General features: G+C 68.4%; 16 protein-coding genes. 7 read left to right on the plus strand and 9 right to left on the minus strand.

The window, feature by feature from the left end; genetic code table 11:
• Window positions 1–924, minus strand: a complete 924-nt coding sequence (locus AC0KXF_RS08465; RefSeq protein WP_473108850.1) for a LysR family transcriptional regulator — start codon at window positions 922–924, stop codon at window positions 1–3.
• A gap of 76 nt (window positions 925–1,000) precedes the next feature.
• On the opposite strand from AC0KXF_RS08465, the gene AC0KXF_RS08470 reads away from it, so the two are divergent.
• Together AC0KXF_RS08470 and AC0KXF_RS08475 are read left to right on the plus strand one after the other, a co-directional pair.
• A complete protein-coding gene (locus tag AC0KXF_RS08470; protein ID WP_473108760.1) occupies window positions 1,001–2,527 on the plus strand; it encodes an aminotransferase class I/II-fold pyridoxal phosphate-dependent enzyme in 1,527 nt (508 codons plus the stop codon).
• 46 nt (window positions 2,528–2,573) lie between these two features.
• Window positions 2,574–4,013: an amino acid permease gene (locus tag AC0KXF_RS08475; RefSeq protein WP_473108761.1), complete on the plus strand. Its 1,440-nt coding sequence runs from the start codon at window positions 2,574–2,576 to the stop codon at window positions 4,011–4,013.
• Between the two features lie 24 nt (window positions 4,014–4,037).
• Here the strand turns inward: AC0KXF_RS08475 and AC0KXF_RS08480 are convergent, their stop codons facing one another.
• The 3 genes from AC0KXF_RS08480 to AC0KXF_RS08490 all read right to left on the minus strand — a co-directional run bounded on the left by AC0KXF_RS08480 (window position 4,038) and on the right by AC0KXF_RS08490 (window position 8,068).
• Entirely contained in the window at window positions 4,038–5,552 is a 1,515-nt protein-coding gene (locus AC0KXF_RS08480) for an HNH endonuclease signature motif containing protein (protein WP_473108762.1), read from the minus strand.
• A 110-nt stretch (window positions 5,553–5,662) separates the two neighbouring features.
• Window positions 5,663–7,075: an MFS transporter gene (locus AC0KXF_RS08485; protein WP_473108763.1), complete on the minus strand. Its 1,413-nt coding sequence runs from the start codon at window positions 7,073–7,075 to the stop codon at window positions 5,663–5,665.
• Between the two features lie 96 nt (window positions 7,076–7,171).
• Window positions 7,172–8,068 carry an arginase family protein gene (locus tag AC0KXF_RS08490; protein WP_473108764.1) on the minus strand — a complete coding sequence of 299 codons (897 nt, stop codon included), beginning with the start codon at window positions 8,066–8,068 and terminating at the stop codon, window positions 7,172–7,174.
• 128 nt (window positions 8,069–8,196) lie between these two features.
• Here AC0KXF_RS08490 and AC0KXF_RS08495 point away from each other — a divergent pair, with 128 nt between their 5' ends.
• Window positions 8,197–9,765, plus strand: coding sequence for a PucR family transcriptional regulator (locus AC0KXF_RS08495; protein ID WP_473108765.1), 1,569 nt, complete (start codon window positions 8,197–8,199; stop codon window positions 9,763–9,765).
• A 26-nt stretch (window positions 9,766–9,791) separates the two neighbouring features.
• Here the strand turns inward: AC0KXF_RS08495 and AC0KXF_RS08500 are convergent, their stop codons facing one another.
• Entirely contained in the window at window positions 9,792–11,018 is a 1,227-nt protein-coding gene (locus AC0KXF_RS08500) for an acyl-CoA dehydrogenase family protein (protein WP_473108766.1), read from the minus strand.
• Window positions 11,019–11,212: 194 nt separating this feature from the next.
• Between AC0KXF_RS08500 and AC0KXF_RS08505 the strand changes: the two genes are divergently transcribed.
• Together AC0KXF_RS08505 and AC0KXF_RS08510 are read left to right on the plus strand one after the other, a co-directional pair.
• Entirely contained in the window at window positions 11,213–11,902 is a 690-nt protein-coding gene (locus AC0KXF_RS08505) for a TetR/AcrR family transcriptional regulator (RefSeq protein WP_473108767.1), read from the plus strand.
• A gap of 99 nt (window positions 11,903–12,001) precedes the next feature.
• On the plus strand, window positions 12,002–12,739 hold the full coding sequence (locus AC0KXF_RS08510) for an ABC transporter permease (protein WP_473108768.1): 738 nt from the start codon (window positions 12,002–12,004) through the stop codon (window positions 12,737–12,739).
• Between the two features lie 10 nt (window positions 12,740–12,749).
• On the opposite strand, the gene AC0KXF_RS08515 is transcribed toward AC0KXF_RS08510, so the two are convergent.
• The 3 genes from AC0KXF_RS08515 to AC0KXF_RS08525 form a co-directional block, all read right to left on the minus strand.
• Complete coding sequence (locus tag AC0KXF_RS08515; RefSeq protein ID WP_473108769.1) at window positions 12,750–13,187, minus strand: VOC family protein; 438 nt, start codon at window positions 13,185–13,187, stop codon at window positions 12,750–12,752.
• 70 nt (window positions 13,188–13,257) lie between these two features.
• A complete protein-coding gene (locus AC0KXF_RS08520; protein ID WP_473108770.1) occupies window positions 13,258–15,096 on the minus strand; it encodes an ABC-F family ATP-binding cassette domain-containing protein in 1,839 nt (612 codons plus the stop codon).
• A gap of 235 nt (window positions 15,097–15,331) precedes the next feature.
• Window positions 15,332–15,481 carry a hypothetical protein gene (locus AC0KXF_RS08525; RefSeq protein ID WP_473108771.1) on the minus strand — a complete coding sequence of 50 codons (150 nt, stop codon included), beginning with the start codon at window positions 15,479–15,481 and terminating at the stop codon, window positions 15,332–15,334.
• 206 nt (window positions 15,482–15,687) lie between these two features.
• Between AC0KXF_RS08525 and AC0KXF_RS08530 the strand changes: the two genes are divergently transcribed.
• Both AC0KXF_RS08530 and AC0KXF_RS08535 read left to right on the plus strand, forming a co-directional pair.
• The gene (locus AC0KXF_RS08530) at window positions 15,688–16,101 is read left to right on the plus strand and encodes a hypothetical protein (protein ID WP_473108772.1); all 414 of its coding nucleotides are present in this window, start codon (window positions 15,688–15,690) and stop codon (window positions 16,099–16,101) included.
• Window positions 16,102–16,109: 8 nt separating this feature from the next.
• Window positions 16,110–16,562: an ImmA/IrrE family metallo-endopeptidase gene (locus tag AC0KXF_RS08535; protein ID WP_473108773.1), complete on the plus strand. Its 453-nt coding sequence runs from the start codon at window positions 16,110–16,112 to the stop codon at window positions 16,560–16,562.
• 91 nt (window positions 16,563–16,653) lie between these two features.
• Here the strand turns inward: AC0KXF_RS08535 and AC0KXF_RS08540 are convergent, their stop codons facing one another.
• On the minus strand, window positions 16,654–16,854 hold the full coding sequence (locus tag AC0KXF_RS08540) for a hypothetical protein (RefSeq protein WP_473108774.1): 201 nt from the start codon (window positions 16,852–16,854) through the stop codon (window positions 16,654–16,656).
• Window positions 16,855–16,857: the final 3 nt, after the last annotated feature.

The following is a 16,857-nucleotide window of genomic DNA, read 5'->3' on the forward strand; positions in this document are numbered from 1 at the left end:
TCAGGCGCGCCTCGACGGCCGGGCGCGCCGAGCCCTCTCAGCGGCGACACCGCGCAACGCCTCACCCAGCCAGGAGACGACAGCGGCGTTCTCGCCTGCGCGGCGCATGAATGCCACCCGTCGTTCACCGAGATCCTGCACGGTCGGTCGCAGTACGACGTCGAAGTCAGGATCGACGCTGGCGGCGGTCGTGAGCGCGAACCCGAGCCCCTCCTCGACGAGTCCGTGGATCATGTAGAGGTCATCGGTTCGCATCAGTTCGCGCACCGGGTAGCCGGCAGCACGGCAGACGCGGCGCAGCACCCGGTCAGAGGCTTCGTCATCGCTGCGGCTGCAGAGCCAGGCCACACCCTCGAGCTCGGCGAAGTCCAACTGCTCGCGGGCCGCCCACTCCCCCTCGCGCGCGACCATCACCCCGTAGGGTTCGCTCAGCAGCGTTTCGAGCACCAGGTCGGGAGCCGCGAACGCGGGATCGGCGGACGCGTCGAACACGAGCCCCGCGTGGACCTCCCCCGCTCGCAGCAGCCGTGCGACCTCGCTCGGCTCGGCTTCGATCACCTCGACGCGCACCGGGCTGCGCTGCTGCAGCGCCGAGATCGCTGCAGGCAGCAGCCGCGATCCCATAGAGGCGAAGGTACCGACTCGCAGCGTGACGAGTCCGGCGTCGCGCAGATCCACCACTTCTCGCTCCGCGCGATCGATACCCGCGAGCGCCTGCTCGATCCGCTCGGCGAACGCGGCGCCGAGCGGGGTCAATCGCGTTCCCCGGCGGTCACTCTCAACGAGCTTCGCGCGAAGATGCGCTTCGAGCCCGCGGAGATGATGCGTGAGGGTGGGCACACCGTAGTGGAGCGCATCGGCCGCGCGCGTCAGGCTGCCGTGCTCGCGCACCGCGATCAGCACTCGGAACTGCTGCAGATTCATCACCCCTAGAGAATATGTCACTGAGATCAAATTTCTGATATTCCGAATGTGATCTCCGATCCCTACTCTGATGCTCATGTCCACCACCACCCCGCACGCCCCGGCGCCACGAGACTCCGCCGCGGCGATCCCTGAACACCAGTTCGAGACCCCGTTCGCCGACGCCCTGCGCTCGCTCGCGCGGCACGACTGGCAACGACTGCACGTACCCGCACACCACGGTCACGCGGAGAACGCGCCCGGCGTCGCGAATCTCGTCGGCGCCGAGACGCTGCGGCTCGACTTCCCGATGCTGTTCAGCAACGCGGATCAGGAGACCTGGCGCCTCGTGACGCCCGGCCGGAGGACCCCGATCATGCGCGCGCAGGATCTCGCGGCTGAAGCCTGGGGCGCGAGCCGGGCCTGGTTCATCACCACGGGCGCCTCGGGCTGCAACCACATCGCGACCTCGGTCGTGCGCGGGCTCGGATCGGAGCTGGTCGTGCAGCGCAGCGTGCACTCGAGCGTGATCGACGGCATCACGCACGCGGGCCTCATCCCCCATTTCGTCTACGGCTCGGTCGACGCGGGGCTGGGATCCTCCCACGGCGTCACCGCGGAGCAGGTCGAGGCCGCGCTCGCCGCCGCCCCCGCGAGCGCCGCGGTCTACATCGTCTCCCCCAGCTACTTCGGCGCCGTCGCCGACATCGCGGCGATCTCGGAGGTCGCCCACCGCCACGGCGTGCCGCTCATCGTCGACGAGGCCTGGGGCGCCCACTTCGGTTTGCACCCCGAGCTGCCGGCCAACGCCGCGCGCCTCGGCGCCGACCTCGTGATCTCGAGCACGCAGAAGGGCGCGGGATCGCTCGCCCAGTCGGCGATGCTGCACCTCGGGCACGGACCGCAGGCCGAGCGGCTCGAGTCGCTCGTGGACCGCGTGGTGCGCTCCTATCAGTCGACGAGTACGAGCGGCCTGCTGCTCGCCTCGCTCGACGAGGCGCGGCGCCACCTGGTGACGCGGCCCGACCGGATCGAGGCCGCACTCGCCTCGGCCGAGCGGATCCGTTCGCTGGTGCGGGCGGATCGCCGGTTCCGCGACGCCACCCCCGACATCCTCGCGAGCCCCGACGCGATCGCGAACGACCCCTTCAAGATCGCGATCGACACGCGCGGCGCGGGCATCACCGGGGATGACGCCCACAATCGGCTGCTGCGCGACCACCGCATCTACTGCGAACTGTCGACGCCCGCGGCCCTGTTGCTGCTCATCGGAGCCACCTCCCCCGCCGACGTCGACCGCTTCTGGGAGGCGCTGCAGGCGTTGCCCGAGGCCGCCGTCGAGCCGGAGCGACCGATCGCGCTGCCCGCTCCGTGCGAGCGCGCGATGGGCCTGGACGAGGCGTTCTACGCCCCGGTCGAACTCGTATCGCACCATGCCGCCGTCGGCCGCGTCTCGGCCGATTCCCTCGCCGCGTACCCGCCGGGCGTGCCCAACGTCATGCCGGGCGAGGTGCTCTCGGCGGAAGTCGTGGGGTTCCTGCGCAGTACCGCGGCGTCGCCCTCCGGCTACGTGCGGGGCGCCGCCGATCCCGAGCTCGCCAGCTTCCGCGTCGTCGCCCAGTAACCTCGAACACCGTCAGGGCCGAAAGGCCACCGCACAAAGGAGTGTCATGTCCACCACCGAAACCACCGCGCCGCCCGAGGAGATGCATCGCGGCCTGAAGAACCGCCATCTCCAGCTCATCGCCATCGGAGGCGCGATCGGCACGGGCCTCTTCCTGGGCTCCGGCAAGCTCATCAGCGTCTCGGGGCCGTCGATCATCTTCGTCTACATGGTGATCGGCTTCTTCGTCTTCTTCATCATGCGCGCGCTCGGCGAGCTGCTGCTGTCGAACCTGCACTACAAGACCTTCGGCGACATCGCGAAGGACATGCTCGGGCCGTGGGCCGGGTTCTTCGTGTCGTGGAACTACTGGTTCTCGTGGGTCATCGCCTGCGTCGCCGACATCGTGGCGATCACCGCGTACGTGCAGTGGTTCAACGAGGACATCCCCAGCTGGGTGCCCGCACTCGTGGCAGCCGTGGTGCTCCTGCTGCTCAACCTGCAGCCCGTCAAGTACTTCGGCGAGACGGAGTTCTGGTTCGCCATCATCAAGATCGTCGCGATCCTCGGTCTCATCGCCGTCGGGCTGATCCTCATCTTCACCCGCTTCGAGAACCCCGACGGCGACGTCGCCTCGATCACGCACCTGTGGGATCACGGCGGCATGTTCCCGATGGGCGCGAGCGGCTTCGTGCTCGGCTTCCAGATGGGCATCTTCTCGTTCATCGGCGTCGAGCTGGTCGGCACTGCCGCCGCGGAAACCCAGAACCCGCGTAAGACCCTGCCCAAGGCCATCAATTCGATCGTCGTGCGCATCATCATCTTCTACGTGGGCGCCCTCGCGATCATCATGAGCGTCACCCCGTGGGACCGGATCGAGCCCGACAAGAGCCCGTTCGTGTCGACGCTCGCGACCGCCGGCTTCGGGCTCGCGGCGTTCGCGATCCAGCTCGTGGTGCTCACCTCGGCGGCGTCGAGCGCGAACTCGGGGCTCTATTCGGGCACGCGCATGCTCTTCGGTCTCTCGAAGGACGGCCACGCCCCCAGGGCGTTCTCGCTGACCGACTCGCGCGGCGTGCCGACGAGGTCGGTATTCTTCACGGCGGTGTTCCTGTTCAGCGCGATCCCGCTGCTCTTCGCCGGCGACGGCGTGGTCGCCGCGTTCACGTTCGTGTCGTCGATGTGCGCCACGCTGATCCTCTTCACCTGGGGCTCGATCGTGGTGAGCTACATCGTGTACCGCCGACGCTTCCCCGAGCGGCACGCGGCCTCGAAGTTCAAAATGCCGCTCTCGCGGATCGCGCCCTGGCTCGTGCTCGCATTCTTCGTCTTCATTGCCGGCACCCTGCTCTACGGCGATGACACCCGGCCCCCGTTCCTCGCGGCCCCCGTGTGGTTCATCGTGCTCACCGCGCTCTGGCAGTTGCGCAAGCGCAAGCTGCAGCGCGAGGGGCGCCCGCTGACCGCTCCGGTGCCCACGGTGCCCCACCCCCTCGACGAGGAGTAGACGGGGCCCACGGGGCGGGGCGGGTCACCCCCTGAATCGGACGGGACCCGCCCGAGCACCTGACGCGGAGTCCGCGCCGGCGAACGGCTCGGGATCTGGCGGAGCTGCAGACCCGAGCGACGGGCCCGTCCCCGGTGGGTGGTCGGTGTAGGTGCGTCCGGTGGGGCTGGTCCAGCGGAGTGTTCCGCGGGAGTGCTGCTCGGCGTGCCAGCCGCCGTGGTGTTTGAGGGTGTGGTGTCCGCGGCAGAGGTGAGCGAGGTTATCGGTCGCGGTCGGCCCGCCCCTGGCGGCGTCGAGGGTGTGGTCGAGATCGCAGCGAGTGGTGGGAACTCTGCAGCCGGGGAATCGGCAGCGCTGGTCTCGTACTGTGAGGATGCGGCGCATCTGCTCGCTCGGGCGGTAGCGGTCCACGCTGAGCACCTCACCGGTCGGGTCGGTGTGCACTCGGGTCCAGGAGTCGGCGTGCCCGGCGAGCTCGCGTGCGGTGTGTTCGTCGATGGGCCCGTACCCCGAGAGCTCCGCCCCCGCGTGCCGCTGATCCGCGGGATCGCCGCCGGGCTCGTCTCCGGGTGGGAGGATGTGTGCGGGGACGGTGATCTGGACGCTCGCGCGGATCGCTTCGCCCGGGGACCCGGCGAGCATCACGCGCTCGTCGGAACCGAGCAGTAGGTCCGTGAACGCGTCGGCACGGACCTGGTCCCGGGTGCGGGGCACCGGTTCGGTCTCCGTGTGGCGGGGAGCGGTGTCGTGTACGGTGCGCGCGCCGCGCTCGGCGGCTCTGGCGATACGGGTGAGCCGGTCGTGAATCGCATAAGCCTCCACCGCGGGCAGGTGCGCGATCAGATCTGCCATCCCGTCGTCCCCGTCGACCACCCGCACGCACCGCTGAGCGATCGCCTCCCGGTGCCGGGTCTCGATCGGGCGCTCGGCCCAGCGCTCGGCGATACGCTGCGCGATCGGACGCAACCGGTTCGGCGTCTCCCGCACCGCGATCCCGAGCACCTCGCCCTCGTACCCCGCCCGCCGCTGGCGCACCCCCTCCTCGTCGCCGGCACCGATCACCATCCCCGCGTCGACGACCACGCGCGCATGCGCGAGCGACACCTCGGCCTGCTCGAGCGCGGACAACGTCGCTGGGGACCCATGGGTGAGACGGAACGCGAGATCCATCTGCGACTCGACCTGGTACTCACCCACCCCCAGCGCGGTCGCCAGTTCCGCCCGAAGCGAGCGATACCGGATCTCCCGCGATGCCCCGCCCCCGAAACCTGCCCCGGCATCCCCGATCGTGACCTCATCGATCGCGGCCGCGATCAACCGCGCACGGCCCGCATCGACCCGGCGCTGCTGCCACTCCAACCGCTCCAACCACGACACCACCCCATCCACCCCGCACAACCCACCCGAGGCCTCCCCCGACCGGCCGGCCGAAGACACGTCGGGCAGTTCGCCCGAAGATACCTCCGGCAGACCACTCCCGGGCGCGCACCCCGGCGCGCCGGCCCCACCCGCGGCCCCGAAGCAGTACTGATCGGTCATGACACCATTGCACCAGCAACCACCGACATTCATAGAGCCGGCTGTTCCTGAGCCGATTCCCGCTCTGAGCAAGGGCGGGGCGCAGGAGGGCGAGCGGCCAGAAATGAGGTCTACGCGTTCGCCGCGCTCCGCGCTAGATGCAGTTCGTGAGCTTCGAGTTCCGTCTCCACATTGGGCTCGGAGCCGGCCAGCGCCTGCCCCGCGGTCTCCCGGATGCAGCAAACGGCGATGAGCCCCACCACCGACATGCCCATCAGGTAGAACGCCGCGGCCGCCGGATTGCCCGTGGTTCGCACCAGCGAATCGATCACGAGCGGCGCGGTGCCCCCGAAGAGCGCGATGGAGATGTTGTACGAGACTCCGAGGCTCGTGTTCCGCGACGCGGTCGGGAACATCGCCGGGTAGGTCGACGCCAGAGTTCCCATGTAGAGCGCGACCGGGATACCGATGAGCGCGAGGCCTCCGACGATGGCGACCGGGGAATCGGCTCCGATCAGCATGAACGCAGGGAAGGCCAGCACGATCACCCAGATCGCGGCAGCGAAAAGAACCGGTTTGCGCCCGAGACGATCCGAGAGCATCCCGACGAAGGGCATGAGGCACGCCATGAGCAGCATGAGCGGGAGAGAGAAGAGATTGCCCTGGACGGCGTCGTGTTCGAGCACCGTGGAGAGATAGGTGGGCATGTAGGAGGTGAAGGCATAGCCAGCCGAGTTCGCGGCGGCGACGAGCAGCACCACCAGCAGCATCGGGCGCCAGTTCCTCGCGAAGACGCGCAGTGGATTGACCTTCAGCGGGCCCGTCGCATCTGCGCTCCGCTCTGCCGCGAGCGCCGCGAAGTGGGGCGACTCCTCCACCCGCATCCGCAGGTAGACCGCGATGAGGCCGAGCGGGCCCGCGATGAGGAACGGCACCCGCCAGAGTCCGGCTTCCATTGCTTCCTGCCCGCACAGGACCTGCATCACGGTCACGATCGCGGCCCCGAGCACGAAACCGAGGTAGCTACCCCCGTCGAGGAACGCCGCGTAGAACCCTCGCCTGCGATCCGGAGCCGACTCGCTGATGAAGGTGAGGGCGCCCGTGAATTCTCCACCCGCCGAGAAGCCCTGCAGCACCTTCAGCGCGACCAGCAGCACGGCCGCGCTGGCCCCGATCATCGAGTACCCGGGGAGCAGTCCGATGAGGAAGGTAGCGACCGCCACCAGCGTCAGCGTCATGAACAGGACGCGTTTGCGTCCGATCTTGTCGCCGAGCCATCCGAAGAAGAGGCCACCGAGAGGCCGGAAGAGGTACGTGCTCGCGAAAGTGCCGAGCATGAAGATCACCTGGGTCGCCTGATCCGCCTCCGGGAGGAAGACGGGCCCCAGCGTGACGATGAGGTACCCGAACACCCCCACGTCGTACCACTCCATGATGTTGCCGACGAAGGTGCCCCGTACGGCCCTGCGCAGCTCTCGTTTGCGGACCACGTTGATGGTCCCTGTATCGAGCGTCGTGCTCTCAGGGGCAGCGGGTTCGGTCATCTCGGAACTCCTTTGTCTGTGACGATGATGGATGGCACTGGGGCGGCCGAGCAGGGCCGGCCCGCAGGATCGGTGCCGCCGTGCTGAGCACGGATGTCAGTCGGCCGTGGGAGCGGTACGTCGCTGCCCGAACACGGCGAAGTAGTAACAGAGGTATGCCGCGAGCGTCGCGGTCATGTCCTGATGATCCGTCATCGGGTTGACCTCGGTCACCGCGAACGAATCGCAGTGCGGAGCGAGCGCCGCCACCGCGTCGATCGCCTGACGCGAGGTCAGCCCGCCGGGTTCGAGCGCACCGGCCCCGGGTGCGTGCGCCGGATCGATCGCATCGATATCGAAGGAGAAGTGCACGTGATCGGCACCGGCAATGCGACGCAGGATCCGATCCACCGCCGCGTCGGTGCCGATGCGCGCGAACTCCTCAGCGGTGATCCGAGCGAGCCCCGAGTCTTCGAGGTATCGTCGCGACGAGGGGAAGTTGAAATGCCGGAGACCGACCTGGATACTGTGCGCGGTACTCGCGCGCGGGAGCTCGAGAGAGCGCCGCATACCGCTCGATTGGCTGTGCGTGCCCTGCTGCACATTGGCGTCCATGACGTCGAGATGGGCGTCGAAGTGGATCACGGCGACGCTTCCCTCGGTGGCATCGTGCAGTCCTCGCGTACCCGCGTAGAGGAAGCAGTCGTCGCCGCCCAGCAGGATGGGTACGCGCCCCTCACGCACTGTCGCGGCCACCCGGTCGGCCGTGCGATCCAGTGTGGTCATGAGATCGTGAGCCACGACCTCCGCGTCGCCGCCGTCGATGAGCTCCGGAGCCGGGTGGAGCTCGCCCGTTTCGAGCGAGAAGACCTCTCCTCCCTCCACACGCTGGGTGATCCAGCCCAGCGCGTGACGGATGCGGTCGGGAGCGTACCGCGATCCGGGGAACCCGAGCGTGGAGGCGCCGTCGAAGGGCGCTCCGATGAGCTCGAACTGGCGGGCTGCTGCGATCATGCGGTCTCCTCCGTAAGGTGGTCGTCTCGGTCCGATGCGGTGTTCTGTCCCAGCCTCACGGGTGCTCCACAATGAAACAACCACGTATATCGTGAATGTCAATCTCAATATTCACTATCATCGTGAATATGGCTCCGACGCTCGCCGATCTTCTTTCCAACCGATCGCTCGCCCTCACCTGCGTCACGGGCCACGACTCCCTCCATCGGCCCGTCTCCCGGGTGCACGTGGCAGAGGTGAGCGATCCGAGCCCCTGGTTGACACGGGACGTGCTCCTGCTGACGACCGGACTGCTTGAGCGAACGCCCGAGGAACTCGACAACTTCTTCGCCGCGCTCGCGGGCCGCGAGATCGCCGCGGTCGGGTTCGGCGTGGGTCTCATCGTCGAGGCGGTTCCCGAGGAGTGGGTGCGCGCTGCCGACCAGCACGGGATCCCTCTGCTGAGCATTCCGCTCTCCACCCCCTACATCGCCATCTCCGAGTTCGTCTCGACCCGTCTGGCCGACCGGCAGCTCGATCAAGTGAGACGCATGCTCGAAGTCCAGCAGCGCATCGCGTATTCAGAGGCGCCCCCCGCTCAGCAGATCGAGGCGCTCCGATACCTCGCACGGGAGCTCGAAGCCGTCGTGCTCTGGATCGCACCCGACGGCGCGCTCCGCACAGCCGGAGACGGTATCGCGCTCGGCGCCCGCGAACGGCAGATGGTGAGCACGGAGCTCTCGCGCCACATCGCCTCGGGCCGTTCGACCGGTAGTGCGTCGATCGGCGGATTGTTCGTGCACTTGAAAAGCACCGCCGGCTCACCGATCGCGGTGGCGCGCCCTCGGCGCTATTCCCCTCTGGAGCAGGGACTCATCGGTTCTCTCGCCACCTTCATCGATCTCTCGCGCGATACCGCGGCGTTGCCCGGTCTTGCCGCTTCCCTGCGCGAGCAGCTGCTCTCCGAGGCGATCACCGGCCGCCTGACGGCGGACGCCCGACTCTTCGAGGTGCTCTTCTCGGGCACCGAGGCGTGCACGGCGGTCTTTCTCGCTCCGACCCCGGAGACGAGGGACGCCCGGGTTCGGGAGCCGGCCGCCGGCCTCCTGCTCAAGTCCTATCTCGCCGCTGAGCTGGCCGAGGGAATCCCGGCCGCCGCGCCGCTGTTGAGCACCGTCGACGACGGCTTCTATCTGATACTCCCCACCGTATCGGCGAACCGGGCGGCTCCGGCGGTCGAGCGCTTCCTCACCCGGGAAGCGAGTATGCTCACGGGCTGGAGCGCCGGTATCAGCGAGACGCGGGAGCCCGGCATTCTGCGTGAGCTATGCGCATCGGCCCGACGAGCGCAGGAGGCAACGGCGTTCCACCGGGAAGCCCTGGTACTCAGCGCCGACCAGCTCGGTCATCTGGAACTCATGGGCGATTGGTTCCGCAGCAGCGGCGAAGCACCGGTCTTTTCGGATTGGCGCCTCCGGATCACCGACCTCGAGCCGGCCCGGGCCGAGCGCCTGCTCGGCCCGCTGCGAGCATTCCTCTCCGTGAATGGGGCGCTGGAGCGCGCCGCCGCCGCACTCGGCCTGCACCGCCAGACGCTGAACGCCCGACTCGCCGAGGTCGAGCGAGTGCTCGGCGTGTCACTCTCGGACCCGACCGACCGCGCTCTGCTGTGGCTCGGTTTCGAGTCCGGCGCACTGAACGGCACGGATGCAGGATGACGCTCGGGGGTCAGCCCCGCCGCCCCTCAAGCGAACGCCGACACCCCCGTGATATCGCGGCCGATGATGAGCGCCTGCACCGTCTCGGTGCCCTCGTAGGTGTGCAGCGCCTCGATGTCGGCGAAGTGACGGGCCACCCGGTTCTCGAGCAGGATCCCGTTGCCTCCGAGCAGATCCCGCGCGTTGGCGGCCATCGCCCGAGCCGTGCGGGTCGCGGTGTACTTGCCGAGCGATGCGCCGGGCCCGGAGAGCTCGCCGCGTTCCTCGGCTCGCGTGAGCTGCATGAGCAGCGTCTGCAGCGAGGTGAGCTGCGAGAGCATCTCGGCGAGTCGCGCCTGCACGATCTGAGACGCGGCGAGCGGTCGGCCGAACTGCACGCGCTGCTTCGCATAGTGCACAGCGGTCTCGTAGACGGCGGTCGCCTGGCCGAGGGCTCCCCAGGCGACGCCGAGGCGCGTCGCCTGCAGCACCCGCGCGGTGTCCTTGAAGCTGCGGGCGCCGGGCAGCTTGGCGGATGCCGGCACGCCGACGCCGTCGAGTTCGATGTGCGCCTGCCAGATGGCACGCAGCGACATCTTGCCCTCGATCGTGGTGCCACGATAGCCCGGAGAATCCTGCGGAACGATGAACCCCTGCACCTGCCCGTCGTCGCCGCGCGCCCAGACGACCGCGATACTGCCCACGCTTCCCGATCCGATCCACTTCTTGTGGCCGGTGATGACGTAGCCGCCGTCGCGAGCCTCGGCCCGCGTCTCGAGACTCACCGAGTCGGAGCCGTGGGTGGGCTCAGTCAGGGCGAAGGCCCCGAGCTCGGCGCCGCGCGCCATCGGTTCGAGCCAGCGCTGCCTCTGCTCCTCGGAGCCGCACTCCGCGATCGATCGCATCGCAAGGCCGCCCTGCACCCCGACGATAGTGGCGATAGATCCGTCGCCGCGCGAGAGTTCCATCATGGTGAGGCTCGCTGCGAGCAGGCTCTGCTCGGGGAAGCCGGGCACCTCGATGCCGTCGCGCAGCAGGTCGAGGTCGCCGAGCCGCTTCGCGAGGTCGAGCGGGTACTCGGCACGATCCCAGATCCCGGCGATCACGGGGCGCACCTCGTTCTGCACGAATTCGCGTGCCCGATCGCGGTAGGCGAGGTCGTCGGCCGAGAGGCCGCGGAACACCCCCGCGACGTCGGGGTCGATCGGCTCCCACAAATCGTATTCCGGTTCCTGGGTACCGAGTGCGACGGGCGACTTGCTGTGCTGAGACATTGCGGATCCTCCCCGCGCCGTCGGATTCTCGTGCCACTGCGGTGGCCGGGTCGGCGCGTGTTTCGAGCATGACTGAGACCGCGTCTCATGTCAAGCTGTGATCCCCGGATACATCACCCCTCATGCTTCATCAATTCAGCACTTCATACGATGGGACTCCGTGCCATTTCGGTGAAATGTGCTACCGTCGGCGTATGCCAGCGAAGCCCCCGACCGTCTCCGCGCCGCACGAGCACGAGAACTCGACTGCCGCGATCCGCCGCCTCGCCGAGCAGGGCTACGAGGCGACCACGGCCGGCGACCTGGCAGACGCGGTGGGCATGAGCCGCAGCACGTTCTTCCGCCGTTTCGGCAGCAAGGACGACGTGATCTTCGCCGATCACGACCACGCCCTCGCACAGCTCGGAGCCTCCCTGGACTCCACCGAGCTCTCCCCCGCGGATGCTCTGGCCGAGGGCACGGCCGACGTGCTGCGTCTGCTGGTGCGCGATCCCGAGGCCGCCCGTCTGCGCTTCGAGCTGATGCGCGAGACGCCGGCGCTGCGCGACCGGGAACTGGTGATCACGCACCGCTACGAGCGGGTGTTCGCGCGATACATCCGCCGTGTGCAGCAGCCCGCGACGCCGGACTGGGTGGCATCGGCGCTCGCGGCGTCGCTCGTCGCGGTGCACAACGCGACGCTGCGCGATTGGCTGCGCGACCGGGTCTCCGATGCGCCTCGGGCCGTGGTTCGGGATCTGCGCAGACTGCTGGCGCTCTACGATCGCTGGCTCTCAGCCGAGGGCGCGCACCAGCGGGTCCTGGTCGCGGTCTACGACGCAGCGGCCTCCCCCGATGCCGTGCTGGGCGCCGTCGCGTCTCAGCTCGAGGCCGAAGCCCGCTGAGGTTCGCGCGATCCGGCGCACCGAGCCCGCCGATCCCGAGCGCCCGCGCCTACGCGCTTACGATGGACACGTGACCACCGGCGACCCGCTCCCCCGACGATGAACCATCTCGTCGACTCGATCCCGACCCTGATGGGGATCGCACTGCTCGTCGCCCTCGCAGCGGTCGTGCTGCGGTACGCAGGCGCGGGCGGCTGGTGGGTCCCCGCCCTAGCAGTGCTGCGCGGCGGCCTACAGCTCGCCGCCCTGAGCATCGTGCTCACGGGTGTGATCACGGATCCGCTGTGGGTCGGGATCGCGCTCGCCGCGATGTTCTCGGTAGCTTCGACGACCAGCGCCCGGCGCATCTCCTGGGGATGGCGGCGGTTCGGAATCATCGCCTCGGCAATGCTCGCAGGCGTCGCGTCGACGCTCGTCATCATCTTCGCCAGCGGTGCCGTGGACCTCGCGCCGCGCTATCTGCTCGCGCTGGGCGGGATCCTGATCGGCAACTCGATGACCGTGGCGACGCTCGCGGCCCGGCGCGTGCACGAGGGCATCGACGAGCACTGGGACGAGGTGGAAGGCTGGTTCGCCCTCGGAGCAACCCCGCGCCAAGCGACCGCCAGTTTCGCGAGGCGCGCCATCGGCGAAGCGCTCGTGCCGTCGACCGATCAGACGAAGACGACGGGATTGGTCACGCTGCCGGGCGCTTTCATCGGCGCGATCTTCGGCGGTCTCGATCCGATCGAGGCCGGCCGGTTTCAGATCGTGGTGCTCGCGGGCATCCTCGCCGCCGGTACGATCACTTCGGTCATCGTGGCTCGCGGCCTCGCACCCGTGACTCAGCGCCCCTGAAGCGGGATCGTCACCCCCGGTTCAGCCCCTCGGCGAGCATCACGAGGATGCCACTGGGTCCGCGGAGGTAGGTGAGTCTGTAGACGTCCCCGTAAGTCGCCACACCGCGCAGCGGGCGGCAGCCGTGACGCGCCGCGATCTCCAGAGCCTCATCGAGGTCGTCGACCGAGAACGCGACTCGGTGCATGCCGATCTCATTGGGGAGCGTGGGCTCCGTCTCGATCGCGTCGGGGTGGATGTACTCGAAGAGCTCGAGCCGGCCGTGGCCGTCAGGTGTCTGGAGCATCGCGATCCTGGCATGATTGCCGTCGAGGCCGACCGCGGTATCGGCCCACTCGCCGCTCACCGTATCGCGCCCCAGCACCGTGAGGCCGAGATCGGTGAAGAAGGCGATGGCCGCTTCGAGGTCGCGAACCGCGATGCCGACGTTCTCGAGTCTGATGCTCATGGACGCATGATAATCGAGGCTGCGGCGAGCGCTCTCAGAGAATCGGATCGCTCGCGAACAACTGAGCGAATCACCCGATGAGCTCGCCCAGCTCCAACCAACGGTCCTCGAGCGCCGCCACCTCGTCCTCGAGCGCCGTGATCTTCACCATCTCGGCGTTCAGCAGCGCGTAGTCGCTCTGGTCGAGATCGGCGAGCCCGGCGCGCGCCTTCGCGGCATCGGCCTGCAACTTCTCCATCTTGCGCTCAACCGCGACGAGCTCCTTCTCGGCTGCACGGCGCTCAGCACCGGAGAGGGCGGCGTTGGATTCCGCGACCTGCTTCGCGTCCGCAGAATGACCGGAGGAGTCCACTCCCGCCGCAGAGCGAGACGGACCCGCCGTCGCTGCACGATCCTGAGCCGCCCGCAGTTCGAGGTACTGGTCCACTCCCCCGGGGAGATGCCGCAGACGCCTGTCGAGGATCGCGTACTGCTGGTCGGTGACGCGCTCCAGGAAGTACCGGTCGTGCGAGACCACGATCAAAGTGCCGGGCCACGAGTCGAGCAGATCCTCCATCGCGGCGAGCATGTCGGTGTCGAGGTCGTTGGTCGGTTCGTCGAGGATCAGCACGTTCGGTTGGTCGAGCAGGATCAGCAGCAGCTGCAGCCGTCGCTTCTGACCGCCCGAGAGATCCTTCACCGGCGTCGACAGCTGCGCGCTCGTGAAGCCCATGCGCTCGAGCATCTGCCCCGGGGTCAGCTCCTGGGCCTTCGACCCACTGCCCACGGTGAAACTCGTGCGCAGACGGCCGATGACGACCCGCACCTGCTCATTCAGGTGCTCCTCGAGTTCGTCGAGGCGCTGGGTGAGCGTGGCGACCTTCACGGTCTTGCCGCGCTTGACATCCCCCGTCGTCGGCTCGACGTCGCCCGAGATGAGACCGAGCAGCGTCGACTTGCCCGCCCCGTTGACACCGAGGATGCCAGTGCGCTCTCCCGGAGCGAGCCGCCATTCGATGCCTTCGAGGACGACCCGATCCCCGTACGAGACGCCGGCGTCGAGCAGGTTCACGACCTCTTTACCGAGGCGCTGCACGGCCATCGACTGCAGTGAGACCTTGTCGCGGACCTCGGGGACGTCGGAGATCAGCTCGTTCGCGGCGTCGATGCGGAACTTCGGCTTCGAGGTGCGGGCGGGCGCGCCGCGGCGCAGCCAGGCCAGCTCCTTACGCGCCAGGTTCTGCCGCTTCTGCTCGATCGTCGCCGCCTGCCGATCCCGCTCGACGCGCTGCAGGATGTAGGCGGCGTACCCACCCTCGAACGGTTCGACGATGCGATCGTGCACCTCCCACGTCGTATTGCACACCTCATCGAGGAACCAGCGATCGTGCGTCACGACCAGCAGTGCGCCCTGCCCCTTCGGCCAGCGGCGTTTCAGGTGCTCGGCGAGCCAGGCGATGCCCTCCACATCGAGGTGGTTGGTGGGCTCGTCGAGGAAGAGCACCTCATGGTCGCCGACCAGCAGACGTGCCAGTGCGACACGGCGACGCTGGCCGCCCGAGAGCGCATCGACCCGGGCCTCCCAGTCGAGGTCGCCGACGAGGCCGGCGATGACGTCGCGCGTGCGCGAGTCGCCGGCCCACTCGTACTCGGGCCGGTCACCCACTATCGCGTGCCCCACCGTCGCGCCGTCTTCGAAGACGTCGGCCTGATCCAGCACCCCGATCGTGGTGCCGCTGCGCATCGTGACCTGCCCGTCGTCGGGTTCGCGACGCCCGGCCAGCATCATGAGCAGGCTGGACTTGCCGTCGCCGTTGCGACCGACGATGCCGATCCGATCGCCCTCGGCGACCCCCAGCGTCACCGAGTCGAACACGGTCTTGGTCGGAACTTCGAGGTGCAGGGCCTCGGCCCCCAGGAGATGAGCCATAACCCATCCAGTCTAGGCGTGCGAGCGGTAATTGCGATGCGTCGATACCCAGGGAAGGGCCGTGCCTGCGCGGAGCTGGGGAATAACTCGGATGCGCGGACACGGCCCTTCCGGTGCCGCTCGCCGCGGAGGCGTGCGGCGCACCTCGCCGCACGTCGGGGGAGTACGTGCGTCGAGGCGGCTCGATGGCGGCGCTCGGTCGGTGCCGAGCGCCGGTTGTCCCCACGGGGCAGGATCAGCGAGCACCGCCCTCCCCCTGGATGAGCGCGGCACTGTCGAATATGCGGTGCACATCGATGCCCAGGAACCCCGCGATCCACTCCAATTCGGAGACGTCGAAGGGCTCCGAGGCATCGAGGCGTCGCAGCAGTGCTTCAGGACTCATCCCCAGCATCGCCGCGACCTCAGTCGGCGTTGCTTCATGGCTTGCCAATTCCCGGCGTACCGCTTCGGCGACCGCCGCTACCCAATTCCCCTTGTGAACATTTGCGGGCACATTGAGTATGCTTGCACACATTTGTAAGCAAAATGATCCGAGATCGTGAAATCGCGGTAGGCGGTCGCTCTCGGGGACCTGAGTACGCTTGAGACATGGCACAACCAGGCAAACGCCGCTCCACCCTCGGGCCGACCCCGTTCGCCAGGCACCTCGGCTCCTACCTGTGGTCACTGGTCAGAGCGGAGAACGGCGACCGGTCGGGCCGGTGGCTCGCCGCCCGCACCGATCGGTCGAACGGGTACTGGGAGAAGATCCTGAATCTCCGTCAGGCCATGACCACGAACGATATCGCCATCGTGGCCGAGCTGTTCGGCGTCTCGCCCTACCAGTTCGTGCACGAGGCCAGGGAGTGGGACGGCGAAGCGCAGGAGCGCTCTCATGCTCCCGTCGTCCCTCTCGCCTCTAAGAACGTCGGAGGCTCCACGCATACTGAAGAGCACCAGGACCGCGAGCCCCGCGTCGCCTTCCGCGACGACAGCGGCTCGGGCGAGCTCATCGACGAATAGGAGCCCCGATGGATCCCCTCGACCGTTACGCGCAGCAGTTAGGGGTGACCATCGAGTGCACGCCCGACCTCGACCCGGATTTTCCAGGCGACTACTCCCATCGCAGCCGTCACGTGCGCATTCTCGACGGCATGACGGCGGTCAAGACGCGCACCGTGCTCGCGCACGAGCTCGGTCACGCCAGCTATGGCGACGAACCCAGCCCGTGCCTCCGCACTGCCGAGTCGCTCGAGCGCCGAGCCGACGAGTGGGCGGCGCACTTCCTCATCGACGCGGAAGAGTACCGTCTCGCGGAGCAGCGCTTCGGCAGCAATGTGGTGTGGCTGGCACAGGAGCTCAGCGTCATGCCGCGTCTGGTGCGCGCCTACCGGCGAACCCTGAGACGCGTCGGCGACAGCGTGTGCGTCGACCCCGGCATCACGTCCGCGATCCCGCGGAGTCGATACGAAGCGGAACCCTGAGCAGCAGCCTTCGACGCGATTCGAGAGCCGCGTCAGCGGGCTGCGAGGGCGGCACGCGGGCTGGGGTTCAGAGCCCCGTCTGCGCGGTCGATCAGGCGCAGCAGGATCCGCCGCAGCAGGAGCCGCCGACCTCGCCCGAGTTCAGGAGATTGAGGATCTCCCTCGACTCGGCGTCGGCGAATCCCGCCGCTCCCCCGACCCCGGCCTCGCCCGAACCCGCCTCGGGGTCGAGCTCGGCCGCGATCTCCGCTTCGACGGCTGCGCTCGCGATCGACTGCTGCTTCTCACTCATCAT

The organism is Leucobacter holotrichiae (assembly GCF_055791005.1).

Bases quoted from the DNA above. Each gene is read 5' to 3' on its own strand.
- AC0KXF_RS08465 (WP_473108850.1), bottom strand. From the start codon at position 924: ATGAATCTGCAGCAGTTCCGAGTGCTGATCGCGGTGCGCGAGCACGGC.
- AC0KXF_RS08470 (WP_473108760.1), top strand. From the start codon at position 1,001: ATGTCCACCACCACCCCGCACGCCCCGGCGCCACGAGACTCCGCCGCG.
- AC0KXF_RS08475 (WP_473108761.1), top strand. From the start codon at position 2,574: ATGTCCACCACCGAAACCACCGCGCCGCCCGAGGAGATGCATCGCGGC.
- AC0KXF_RS08480 (WP_473108762.1), bottom strand. From the start codon at position 5,552: ATGACCGATCAGTACTGCTTCGGGGCCGCGGGTGGGGCCGGCGCGCCG.
- AC0KXF_RS08485 (WP_473108763.1), bottom strand. From the start codon at position 7,075: ATGACCGAACCCGCTGCCCCTGAGAGCACGACGCTCGATACAGGGACC.
- AC0KXF_RS08490 (WP_473108764.1), bottom strand. From the start codon at position 8,068: ATGATCGCAGCAGCCCGCCAGTTCGAGCTCATCGGAGCGCCCTTCGAC.
- AC0KXF_RS08495 (WP_473108765.1), top strand. From the start codon at position 8,197: ATGGCTCCGACGCTCGCCGATCTTCTTTCCAACCGATCGCTCGCCCTC.
- AC0KXF_RS08500 (WP_473108766.1), bottom strand. From the start codon at position 11,018: ATGTCTCAGCACAGCAAGTCGCCCGTCGCACTCGGTACCCAGGAACCG.
- AC0KXF_RS08505 (WP_473108767.1), top strand. From the start codon at position 11,213: ATGCCAGCGAAGCCCCCGACCGTCTCCGCGCCGCACGAGCACGAGAAC.
- AC0KXF_RS08510 (WP_473108768.1), top strand. From the start codon at position 12,002: ATGAACCATCTCGTCGACTCGATCCCGACCCTGATGGGGATCGCACTG.
- AC0KXF_RS08515 (WP_473108769.1), bottom strand. From the start codon at position 13,187: ATGAGCATCAGACTCGAGAACGTCGGCATCGCGGTTCGCGACCTCGAA.
- AC0KXF_RS08520 (WP_473108770.1), bottom strand. From the start codon at position 15,096: ATGGCTCATCTCCTGGGGGCCGAGGCCCTGCACCTCGAAGTTCCGACC.
- AC0KXF_RS08525 (WP_473108771.1), bottom strand. From the start codon at position 15,481: ATGAGTCCTGAAGCACTGCTGCGACGCCTCGATGCCTCGGAGCCCTTC.
- AC0KXF_RS08530 (WP_473108772.1), top strand. From the start codon at position 15,688: ATGGCACAACCAGGCAAACGCCGCTCCACCCTCGGGCCGACCCCGTTC.
- AC0KXF_RS08535 (WP_473108773.1), top strand. From the start codon at position 16,110: ATGGATCCCCTCGACCGTTACGCGCAGCAGTTAGGGGTGACCATCGAG.
- AC0KXF_RS08540 (WP_473108774.1), bottom strand. From the start codon at position 16,854: ATGAGTGAGAAGCAGCAGTCGATCGCGAGCGCAGCCGTCGAAGCGGAG.